This window comes from Inquilinus sp. OTU3971 (genome assembly GCF_038440215.1).
The window spans coordinates 1-11,085 of the sequence record NZ_JASATH010000238.1 but is presented as its reverse complement, the minus strand read 5'-3'; the positions used below and the strand labels follow the sequence as shown (position 1 = coordinate 11,085).

Below are 11,085 nucleotides of genomic sequence, written 5' to 3'. Positions count from 1 at the left end.
CCAGGATCATCGCCAGGTTGAAGCCGAGCGCCACCTTGGCCACCGCCGCGGCCTGCCGCCCGGGCGGCGCCCCGCGGGGGGGGGGGGCCCCCGATTCCGACGATCGGCCTGACCCGATGTCCACAGACCTGGGCCGGCGATCGGTTCCGCCGGCCCTACGCCTGCACCAGCAGAGCGGTGCCGTACATCACGGCGATCCCGGCGATCATGCCGGCCATCGCCGTCGCCCGGACGTTCGTTCCCTCCTCGACCCGCCGCAGCATCAGCAGCGTGACCTCGACGACGACCTGCAGGATCGCGCCGGCGCCGACCGCCAGGGCGAAGGCGGCCCAATGCGCCGCATAGGCGTAGCTGCCGATCCAGATGCCCAGCACCGCCGGCAGGCCGGCCAGCAGCGCCAGGCCGGCGAGGAGCGGCCAGCCGGGCCGGCGGTCCAGCAGCGGCGCGACGATGCCGATCCCTTCGGTGATGTTGTGCAGGGTGAAGCCGAGCACCAGGAAGGAGCCGAGGGCCGCGGCGCCGGTGGCGAAGGCGGAGCCGATCGCCAGCCCCTCGCCCAGGTTGTGCAGGCCGATGCCCAGCGCGATCGAGGCGGCGAGGCCGACGCCGCCGAGCGTGCGGCCGCCGCGCCGGCCGACGGCCATCAGGATGGCGAAGCTCAGGCCGGCGATCAGCCACACCAGCACGGGCGCGTGTAGCTCGGGCGCAGACCGCGCGGCCAGCTCCAAGGCCTCGGCCAGCGTGTCGACCAGCAGGAACAGCAGCAGGCCGACCGTCAGGGCGAGCGCGAAGGTCAGGCCGCGGGCGCCGCCGGCCTTGAGCGCGGGGAAGAAGAGCATCCCGAGCGCGACCGGTACGACGCCGACGAACAGGCCGACCAGCCCGAACCGGCCGAGCATGCCCACCGAGGCCGAAGGCGTGGCAACGGCGACGTCGATGGTGTGCTCGAAGGCGATGCCGCTGCGGGTCAGGAGGGTGAGGTGGTGCGTCTCGCCCAGCACCCAGGGATAGGGGAGCCGCAGCCAGGCCGTGCCCAGGCGGTCGATCGGCCCCGGCGGGTCCTGGGTGAAGGCCCAATAGGCGCCGTCGACCTGGATCTGCGCGATCTCCATCGGCTGGGTCCCGCCGGCCCGGACCAGGACCGCGAGGCCGTCGCCGTCGAGCACGGTCCGTTCGACCGTCAACTGCTCGACCGGCGGCACGCCCGCGGAGAAGCTGCGCAGCGGATCGGCGGCGAGGAAGCCGGCGGCGACGGCCGCGATCAGCAGCAGCGGCAGCAGCGTCCAGCCCAGCGTGCGGATCATGCCCGCACCTCGAAGTTTCCCATCCAGCCGAGCTCGGCGAACTCGGACTGGTGGGCGTGGAACATGTAGAGGCCCGGCTCGTGGTCCCTGAAGCTGAACTCCAGGATCCCGCGCTGGGCCTGGCACTGCATGATCGTGTCGACCGTCCGCAGCGTTGGGGTCAGCGTCGTGCCGTGGTCGTAGTAGTCGAAGAAATTGGCGTGCAGGTGGAAGGAGTTGATCGGGTCGAATTCGGTGATGTTGACGAGGTAGATCCGCACCGGCCGGGAGCGCTCGATCGGAATCGGCCGCTTGGCATAGGCGTGCGCCACCGTGTTGACGGCGTAGACCTCGTTCTCGTCGTCGAAATTGGTGTCGAAGGCGTTCATCACCATCACCAGCTCCTGCCAGCCGGCGTTCTCCGGCGTGCCGAGCAGCCGGCTGCGCGCCGCCTCGGCCTGGTCGGGTCGGCGGGCGGGATCGGGGTCGATGACGAAGGCGCCGTACATGCCCTTGTGGATGTGGCGGCGCAGCGGCACGAAGTGGCAGTGATAGAGGTGGCAGCCGAAGGGGAAGGCGTCGAACTCGTAGACGAACTCGCCGCCGGGCTCGGCGACGCCGGCCCCGGGCACCCCGTCCATCCGCGCCGAATGGATGCCATGGAAATGCATGGTGTGCGGATGCGAGCCGCGGTTCAGGAACCGGATCCGCACGCGGTCGCCCTCGGTGACCCGGAGCGCCGGGCCGGGCACGCGGCCGTTGTAGGTCCAGGCCGGGAACATCAGTCCCGGGGCGATCTCGATCTCCTTGTCCTCGGCCGTGACCTCGAACTCGCGCACGGTCCGGCCGGCAGAGTCGCGGCTGACCGTGCCGGTGTCCCAGTCGGTCAGCATGGCGAGCGGATCAAAGCCGTTGCGGGCATCGTCGACGGCCCCGACCGTCGTCATGCCGCCGTGATCGCCATGCGTCGGCGGCGTCTCTGCGCGGGCGTGATCGGCATGAATCGGCTGCTCCGCCCGTGCGGCGTCCAACTGCGCCAGCGCCCCGCCTCCCAGCGCCGCGCTGCCGATGATCGCCTCCCGGCGCGTGATGGCGCCATCACCTGGAAACTTCATTAACCCTCCAGGCTTTGAGCCCGTGCCCATTGATTGACGTCCAGCGTCAGAATTTAGCACGAGCTACAATATGGGCGCCAGTCTCCCTCTTCCTTGGTCGGAGCCGCCCATCGGACTCGCCGGGGCGAATCCGATGGGCGTCCGCGAAAAAGCGTCTCAGGTGCTGGTCAGCTTCGACAGGTCGAGCGGCAGCGAGCGCAGGCGCTGGCCGGTCGCGGCGAAGACCGCGTTGCCGATTGCCGGCGCCAGCCCGGGCACGCCCGGCTCGCCGATGCCGGTCGGCGCCTCGGCCGAGGGCACGATGTGCACCTCGACCTTCGGCATCTCCGACATCCGGGTCGGCTCATAGGTGTCGAAATTGGCCTGCTCCACCTCGCCGTCCTTGAGCGTGATCTTGTTGCGCAGGACGACCGAGAGGGCGAAGCCGACCGACCCCTCGACCTGGGCCCGGATCACGTCGGGGTTGACCGCGACGCCGCAATCGACCGCCGCCACCACCCGGTCCACCTTCAGCGCGCCGTCCTTGATCGAGACCTCGGCGACGGTGGCGACATAGCTGCCAAAGGACTGGTGCACGGCGACGCCGCGGCTCGATCCGGCCGGCAGGGGCTGGCCCCAGCCCGCCTTCTCCGCCACCAGCGCCAGCACGCCGGCATGGCGCGGCTGGTCCTTCAGCAGCGCCGCGCGGAAGGCGACCGGGTCCTTGCCGGCCGCATGGGCCAGCTCGTCGACCACGGTCTCGACCGCATGGGCGGTGTGGGTGTGGCCGACCGACCGCCACCACAGCACCGGCACACCCTCCTTGGCGTTGTGCACCGTCGCGGTCAGGTCCGGCACCGCATAGGCGGTGTCCGACGCGCCCTCGATGCTGGTGGCGTCGATGCCGTCCTTCACTGCGAAGGCCTCGAAGGAGGTGCCGATCATGATCGACTTGGCGACCACGACATGGTCCCAGCCGCTGACATTGCCGGCCGCATCCACCCCGGCGCGGACCTTGTGATACGCCATCGGCCGGTAGTAGCCGGCCTTCATGTCGTCCTCACGGGTCCGCATCAGATGGATCGGCGCCTTCGCGCCGGTGGCCTTGACGATCATCGCCGTCTCGGCCGCGTAATCCGCGGTCGGGGTGGCGCGCCGGCCGAAGGAGCCGCCGGTGTAGGTCGAGTTGATCGTCACCTGCTCCGGCTTCAGGCCGAGGATGGCGGCGATGGTGGCCTGCTCGATGGTCTGGAACTGCGACCCGGCCCACCACACGGCGCCGTCCTTGGTCGGCTCCAGCACGCCGTTCAGCGGCTCCATCGGCGCATGGGCCAGGTAGGGGAACTCGAACTCCGCTTCCACCAGCTTGGCCGCCTTCTGCAGCGCCGCCGCGGCGTCACCGCGCTTGGCCGCGGTCAGGCCCGGATTCTGCGCCGCGGCCTTGTAGCCGGCCATGATCGCATCGGTGGACTGGCCCTCGGCCTGGCCGAAATCCCACTCGATCTTCAGCGCCTCGCGGCCCTGCATCGCCGACCAGGTGTCCTTGGCCACGACGGCGACGCCGGTCGGGATGGTGACGACATCGACCACGCCCGGCACCTGCTTCGCCGCGGCGGCGTCGACGCTCTTCGCCGTGCCGCCGAAGCGTGGCGGATGGGCGACCAGCGCGGTCAGCTGGCCGGGGCGGCGGACGTCGATCGAGAAGCCGGCCTTGCCGGTGATCTTGGCCGGCGTGTCCAGCCGCGGCACATGCCCGCCGACCAGGGTGAAGGCCTTCGGGTCCTTCAGCGCGACATCGGCCGGCGGCGTCAGCGTCGCGGCCTTGCCGGCCAGCTCGCCGAAGCGGGCGGATTTGCCGGAGGCGTGGCCGATGACGCCCTTCTGCACGGTGATCTCACCGGCCGGGACCTGCCATTCCGCCGCGGCCGCCTGCACCAGCATGGCGCGGGCCATGGCGCCGGCCTTGCGCAGCTGGTCCCAGGAATTGGCGATCGAGGTCGACCCGCCGGTGCCCTGGATCGGGCCGAAGGCGAGGTTGTTGTAGAGCTTGGCGTCGGCCGGGGCGAATTCGAAGCGCATCTGGCCCCAATCGGCGTCGATCTCCTCGGCGACGATGGTGGTCAGGCCGGTGGTCACGCCCTGGCCCATCTCGCATTGCTTGATCAGCACGGTGACGGTGCTGTCCGGCGCGACGCGGACGAAGGCGTTCGGGGCCAGGTCGCCGGTCGCGGCCATGGCGCGGCGGGCGAGCGGCAGATGGGCCGCGATCACCAGTGCGCCGCCGAGGGCGCTGGCGCCCTTCAGGAAGGATCGGCGGTTCGGCCTGGCGAGATCGTCCCCGGACACGGCCGGGGCGACGATTGGCTGAGCAAACATGGGATCCCCTCCGGTTCAGGCCAGCTGCGACGCGGCGTCGTGGATCGCGGCGCGGATGCGCTGATAGGTGCCGCAGCGGCAGATGTTGCCGTCCATCGCCGAGACGATGTCGTCGTCGGTCGGCTTCGGCGTCTGGCTCAAGAGGCCGATGGCCGACATGATCTGGCCGGACTGGCAGTAGCCGCACTGCACCACGTCGAGCTTGGTCCAGGCGGCGCGCACGGCCTCGGCGACCTTGCCCGACACGCCCTCGATGGTGGTGATCTTGCCCTCGCCGACGTCGCCGACGAAGGTCTGGCACGACCGCACCGGCTGGCCGTCCAGATGCACGGTGCAGGCACCGCACAGCGCCTGGCCGCAGCCGAACTTGGTGCCGGTCATGTCGAGATGGTCGCGGAGCGCCCAGAGCAGCGGCATCTGCGGGTCGATGTCGAGCTCGTGGTCCGCGCCGTTGATGTTCAGCTTCACCATGGTCGATGTCCCAATTTGGATGCGGTGCAGGAACCGGGCACCGCGCCGGGGCTGGCTGTCCGCGTTGGCCGCGGATCTCAGGTCTAGATCGAACGTTCGATCTAATACGGCTAAAAACTCACGGGTTGCGGGCGACGGCGCGCCAGCAGCCCTCGGCGATGTCGTCCAGCGTCGCATCGTCCAGCGGCTCGTCCGGGGCCCGCCGCGCGAGGCGCGCGGCGAGGCCGAAGGACAGGTCGTAGACGATGTCCGTCGGCAGCGGCTTGAACGGACTGCCGCCGTCGACGAAGCCCAGCCGCCGGGCCAGGATGGCGAAGTTCTGATCCTCCTTCGCCAACTCCTGCAGGTCGGTCGGGCAGTGATAGGGCGAGTTCTCGTACTGCTCGAGGAACCGCGCCTCCAGCCGGTGCGTCCGGTAGAAGTGATAGGCGTTGCACCAGCTGCGCTTGAACGCCTCTTTGGGGGAGGCGCCGTCGAAGTCGCCCTGCAGCATGGCCCGCGCCTTCACCGTCTTGACCTCCCGATAGAGGTCGCGGATCAGCTCGTCCTTGCTGGCGAAGTAGTGGTAGATCACGCCGGGGCTGGCGCCCGACCGCTTGGCGACCTGGGACATCGGCGTGTCGTGGAAGCCACGCTCCGCCACCAGCTCCAGGGTCGCCTTCAGGATCGCGCACCGCTTGCTGTCGGTGTCGGGGAACACATCGCACTCGATCGAACGTTCATTCTAGTGATTAGCCGCTGCGCCGGGGTCAAGTCAAGCGTGCGGCGCGTCAGCGCTTGGCGCAGTCCAGGATGTTCTCCAGCGCGGCGCCGGAGCCGGCGAGGGTGAAGGGCTCTGTGACGGCCGGTTCCGCCAGGCCGACGGTCAGCGTCTTGCCGCGGCGCAGGGACTCGACCAGCGCCTTCATCTGGTCGGTGGTGAAGGCCTTGGACGGGCTCCAGTCGAAGCTGGTCGCGACCTCCTCGGCCTGCACCGCCATCGGCACCGCCGTGGCCTTGCCGTCGACGGTGAAGGTCACCGGCACCGACTTCGCCTCCAGGGCCAGCTTGCGCGGCAGCGAGAACAGCACATAGGCGCCGGTGCGGATCGCCTGGGCGCCCTGCGGCGCGATGTTGTCGGCGCAGTAGACGCCGAGATGGGCGCCGTCGGCATTGGTCAGCCCGGCATAGGAGGTGCCCATATGGTAGCCGGTGCCCCAGCCCTCGGCCTCCTGCGCCGAGGCCGGCGCTGCGATGGCGAGCAGGACGGGCAGGGCGAGGAACGGGGCGCGGATCAAGCCAGGGCTCCTGAAACGAAGAAGGGCACGTCACCGTGCCCTTCCTGCTGGTCACATGTCGAGCAGGATGCGCTGCGGATCCTCCAGGCACTCCTTGACCCGGACCAGGAAGGTCACGGCCTCGCGCCCGTCGATGATGCGGTGGTCGTAGGACAGGGCCAGATACATCATCGGCCGGATCTCGACCTTGCCGCCGACGGCCATCGGCCGCTCCTGGATCTTGTGCATGCCCAGGATGCCCGACTGCGGCGGGTTCAGGATCGGCGTCGACATCAGCGAGCCGTAGACGCCGCCATTCGAGATGGTGAAGGTGCCGCCGGTCAGGTCGGCCATCGACAGCTTGCCGTCGCGCGCCTTGCGGCCGAGGTCGCCGATGGTCTTCTCGACCTCGGCGAAGGACAGGCCGTCGGCGTCGCGCACCACCGGCACCACCAGCCCGTTCGGCGTGCCGACGGCGACGCCGATGTCGTAGTAGTTCTTGTAGACCAGGTCGTCGCCGTCGATCTCGGCGTTGACCGCCGGCAGCTCCTTCAGCGCGACGATGCAGGCCTTCAGGAAGAAGGACATGAAGCCCAGCTTCACACCGTGCTTCTTCTCGAAGCTGTCCTTGTACTGGTTGCGCAGCGCCATCAGCGCCGTCATGTCGACCTCGTTGAAGGTCGTCAGCATGGCGGCATTGTTCTGCGCCTGCTTCAGCCGGGTGGCGATGGTCTTGCGCAGCTTGGTCATGCGCACCCGCTCCTCCCGGTCCTTCTTCGGCCGCGGGCCGCTCTCGGGACGGGTGAAGGCGGGGACCTCGATCACGCTGCCCGAAGCAGGGGCGGCGGCCGGCTTGGCGCCGCCGGAAGCCGCGGCCTGCGCGTCCTCCTTCAGGATGCGCCCGCCCTTGCCGCTGCCGGCGATGGCGCCGGCGTCGAGGCTGTTCTCGGCGATGATCTTGGCCGCCGACGGCATGGCGATCGGCGCGTCGCCGCCATTGGTCTTGGCAGGGGCCGGAGCGGGCTTGGCCGCCGGAGCCTCGGCCTTGGCCGCCGGCTTGGCGGCCGGGGCGCCGGTGCCCTCGCCGATGCTGCCCAAGAGGGCGCCGACCTCGACATTGGCGCCTTCCTCGGCGGTCACCGATTCCAGCACGCCCGCCGCAGTGGCGTTGACCTCGAGCGTCACCTTGTCGGTCTCGAGCTCGACCAGCGGCTCATCCATGGCCACGGCCTCGCCCGGCTTCTTCAGCCAGCGGGCGACGGTGGCCTCGGTCACCGATTCGCCCAGGGCGGGCACCTTGATCTCGACGCTCATAGAGTTTCCATTCCTTCGACCGGGGCGGCCCAGTTGGAGTCAATTGGCCGGGATCAGCCGGCCGACAGGGCCTCGTCGACCAGCTTGGCCTGTTCCTGGTTGTGGCGGCGCAGCAGGCCGGTGGCCGGGGCTGCGGCCTCCGGCCGTCCGGCATAGCGCGGCCGGGCGCTGCGATGCTTGATCTCGCCCAGCGCGGCCTCGATCTTGCGGTCGACGAAGTACCAGGCGCCCTGGTTCTCGGGCTCCTCCTGGCACCACACCACCTCGGCATTCGGATACTTCGCCAGCTCCGCGCCCAGCGTCTTGCGCGGGAACGGGAACATCTGCTCCAGCCGGATGATGGCGACGTCCTTCAGGCCGCGCTCCTCGCGCTCCTTGCGCAGGTCGTAATAGACCTTGCCGGAGCAGATCACGACCCGCCGCACCGATTCACCCGCGACCAGCTCCGCCGTCTCCGGCAGCACCCGGTGGAAGGTCGAGCCGTTGCTGAAGTCGGCCAGGGTCGAGACGCATTCCTTGTGGCGCAGCAGCGACTTCGGCGTGAACACCACCAGCGGCTTGCGGAAGTCGCGGTGGATCTGCCGCCGCAGCGCGTGGAAGTAGTTGGCCGGGGTGGTCAGGTTCACGACCTGCCAGTTGTCCTCGGCCGATTGCTGCAGATAGCGCTCGATGCGGGCCGAGGAATGCTCCGGCCCCTGGCCCTCATAGCCGTGCGGCAGCAGCATCACCAGGCCGGACATGCGCAGCCACTTCTGTTCGCCGGAGGAGATGAACTGGTCGATGATGGTCTGGGCGCCGTTGGCGAAGTCGCCGAACTGCGCCTCCCACAGGGTCAGGGACCGCGGCTCGGCCAGCGAATAGCCGTATTCGAAGCCCAGCACCGCGAATTCCGACAGCGGGCTGTCATGCACCTCGAAGGCCGCCTGGCCGTCGCGGATGTGGTTCAGCGGGACGTAGCGGTCCTCGGTCTCCTGATCGACCAGCACCGAATGGCGCTGGCTGAAGGTGCCGCGGCCGGAATCCTGGCCGGACAGGCGCACCGGGATGCCCTCGGTCACCAGCGTGCCGAAGGCCAGCGCCTCGGCCGTGGCCCAGTCGATGTCGCGGCCGGTCTCGATCATCTGCGCCTTGGCCTTGAGCTGGCGCGCGACCTTGGGATTGACGTTGACGCCCTGCGGCACGGTGCTGATGGCCCGGCCGACCTCGCGCAGCAGCGCGTCCGGCGCCGCGGTGGTGCCGCGGCGCTCATCGCCCTCGGCCGCGGTGAAGCCCGCCCAGACGCCGCCCAGCCAGTCGGCCTTGTTCGGCTTGTAGGCGGTCGAGCCCTCGAACGCCTCCTCCAGCCGCTTCTGGAAGTCGCGCACGACGCCATCGGCGCTGTCGGCCGTCAGCAGGCCTTCCTCGACCAGCTGCCTGGCATACAGCTCGCGCACCGGCGGGTGCTTGGCGATGGTCTTGTACATCAAGGGCTGGGTGAAGGCCGGCTCGTCGCCCTCGTTGTGGCCGAAGCGGCGGTAGCAGAACATGTCCACCACCACGTCGTGGCCGAACTTCTGCCGGAACTCGATGGCGATGCGCGAGGCATGCACCACCGCCTCGGCGTCGTCGCCGTTGACGTGGAAGATCGGCGCCTGGACCGTCCGCGCCACGTCGGTGCAGTAGGGGCCCGAGCGGGAATAGACCGGCGCGGTGGTGAAGCCGATCTGGTTGTTGATGACGAAATGGACGGTGCCGCCGACGCGATAGCCCTTGAGGTCGGACATCATCAGCGTCTCGGCCACCACGCCCTGGCCGGCGAAGGCGGCGTCGCCATGGATCAAGAGCGGCAGCACCGCGTTGCGGTCCTCGTCGCGGCGCTGGGTCTGCTTGGCGCGGACCTTGCCGACCACGACCGGGTTGACGCATTCCAGATGCGACGGGTTCGCGGTCAGCGACAGGTGAACGGTGTGGCCGTCGAACTCGCGGTCCGACGAGGTGCCCAGGTGGTACTTGACGTCGGCCGAGCCCTGGACGTCGTCCGGGTTGGCCGGGTTGCCCTGAAACTCCGAGAAGATCGCGGCGAAGGGCTTGCCCAGGAAGTTCGCCAGCGTGTTCAGCCGGCCGCGATGGGCCATGCCGATGATGATCTCCTCGAGGCCGAGCTGCCCGCCGCGCTTCAGCACCTGCTCCAGCGCCGGGATCATCGCCTCGCCGCCGTCCAGGCCGAAGCGCTTGGTGCCGGTGTATTTGACGTTGAGGAAGCGTTCGAAGCTCTCGGCCGCGGTCAGGCGCTCATAGATGGCGCGCTTGCCCTCGGGGGTGAACTCGGTGCGGTTCTCGATCGTCTCGATCCGCTCCTGGATCCAGGCGCGCACCGCCGGATCCTGGATGTGCATGTACTCGACGCCGATATGGCCGCAATAGGTGGCGCGCAGCCGGGTCACGATCTGGCGCAGCGTCGGCGTGTCGAGGCCGAGCTGGCCGGCGACATAGATCGGCCGCTCCATGTCGGCTTCGGTGAAGCCGTAGGTGGCGGGATCGAGGTCGGGATGCGGCTTGTGCGTGGTCAGCCCGAGCGGGTCGAGATCGGCCAGCAGGTGCCCGCGCACGCGATAGGCGCGGATCAGCTGCATCGCCCGCAGCGTGTCATGGGCGGCGCGGCGGATCGCGTCGGCATCCGGGGCAGCGGCGGCAGGCGCGGCCGGGGCCTTGCCGGGCTTGGCCCCCTTGGCGGGCGCCTCGGTCGGTGCCTCCAGCCCAAAGGCCTCGCCCAGGCCGTTCAGCCTGACGGCGGGGATGGCGCCGTTCTGCGGGCTCCAGGATGGTCCGGTGTCGACCTCCGCCTCGCCCTCGCCGAGACCGGCGAAGAAGGCACGCCAGCTCTCGTCCACCGAGGCCGGATCGGCCCGATAGCGCTCGTGCAGCTCGGCGATGAAATCGGCATTCGGGGCGAACAGGAAGGAGCTTTGCTCCGACGGGCTACCCATTATTTCCAACGGCCGGTCTCCGGCCGTTTCCCTGGCGGTCGGTGGCCGCGTTGACGCCGCGGCCGGGCGGTCCCTGGCGGGACAGGGCTCCAAGTGGCGCGCAACCTACGCCGAAAGTCCAAGAGATGAAAGATATGTCGGGCGCGGAACGGGCAATTTCCGGCGCCATTACGACAGATCTCCCCCGCAAAGAACGCAAACGCGACATCTGGACCCGCACGGACGGTCCGAATCGCGGGGTCCGGACATGAAAAAGCCCCGACCGGCGCGACCGGTCGGGGCCGAATCTCGGCTGCGGAAGGGGTCAGCCCTTCATCGCCGCGAG

General features: G+C 69.5%; 8 protein-coding genes. All 8 read right to left on the bottom strand.

Annotation, left to right across the window (positions count from 1 at the left end):
- Positions 1 to 155: 155 nt before the first annotated feature.
- The gene (locus tag AAHM41_RS35760) at positions 156 to 1,304 is read right to left on the bottom strand and encodes a ZIP family metal transporter (protein ID WP_342241405.1); all 1,149 of its coding nucleotides are present in this window, start codon (positions 1,302 to 1,304) and stop codon (positions 156 to 158) included.
- Positions 1,301 to 2,398 carry a multicopper oxidase domain-containing protein gene (locus AAHM41_RS35755; RefSeq protein ID WP_342241404.1) on the bottom strand — a complete coding sequence of 366 codons (1,098 nt, stop codon included), beginning with the start codon at positions 2,396 to 2,398 and terminating at the stop codon, positions 1,301 to 1,303. The genes AAHM41_RS35760 and AAHM41_RS35755 overlap by 4 nt, the downstream gene beginning before the upstream one ends.
- 156 nt (positions 2,399 to 2,554) lie before the next feature.
- Positions 2,555 to 4,753, bottom strand: a complete 2,199-nt coding sequence (locus AAHM41_RS35750; RefSeq protein ID WP_342241403.1) for a xanthine dehydrogenase family protein molybdopterin-binding subunit — start codon at positions 4,751 to 4,753, stop codon at positions 2,555 to 2,557.
- Between the two features lie 15 nt (positions 4,754 to 4,768).
- On the bottom strand, positions 4,769 to 5,224 hold the full coding sequence (locus AAHM41_RS35745) for a (2Fe-2S)-binding protein (RefSeq protein ID WP_138889323.1): 456 nt from the start codon (positions 5,222 to 5,224) through the stop codon (positions 4,769 to 4,771).
- Positions 5,225 to 5,342: 118 nt separating this feature from the next.
- A complete protein-coding gene (locus tag AAHM41_RS35740) occupies positions 5,343 to 5,924 on the bottom strand; it encodes a TetR/AcrR family transcriptional regulator (RefSeq protein ID WP_342241402.1) in 582 nt (193 codons plus the stop codon).
- A 70-nt stretch (positions 5,925 to 5,994) separates the two neighbouring features.
- Positions 5,995 to 6,501: a hypothetical protein gene (locus tag AAHM41_RS35735; protein ID WP_342241401.1), complete on the bottom strand. Its 507-nt coding sequence runs from the start codon at positions 6,499 to 6,501 to the stop codon at positions 5,995 to 5,997.
- A 51-nt stretch (positions 6,502 to 6,552) separates the two neighbouring features.
- Entirely contained in the window at positions 6,553 to 7,794 is a 1,242-nt protein-coding gene (gene odhB / locus AAHM41_RS35730; protein ID WP_342241400.1) for a 2-oxoglutarate dehydrogenase complex dihydrolipoyllysine-residue succinyltransferase, read from the bottom strand.
- Positions 7,795 to 7,847: 53 nt separating this feature from the next.
- Positions 7,848 to 10,760, bottom strand: a complete 2,913-nt coding sequence (locus AAHM41_RS35725; RefSeq protein ID WP_342241406.1) for a 2-oxoglutarate dehydrogenase E1 component — start codon at positions 10,758 to 10,760, stop codon at positions 7,848 to 7,850.
- Positions 10,761 to 11,085 lie beyond the last annotated feature (325 nt).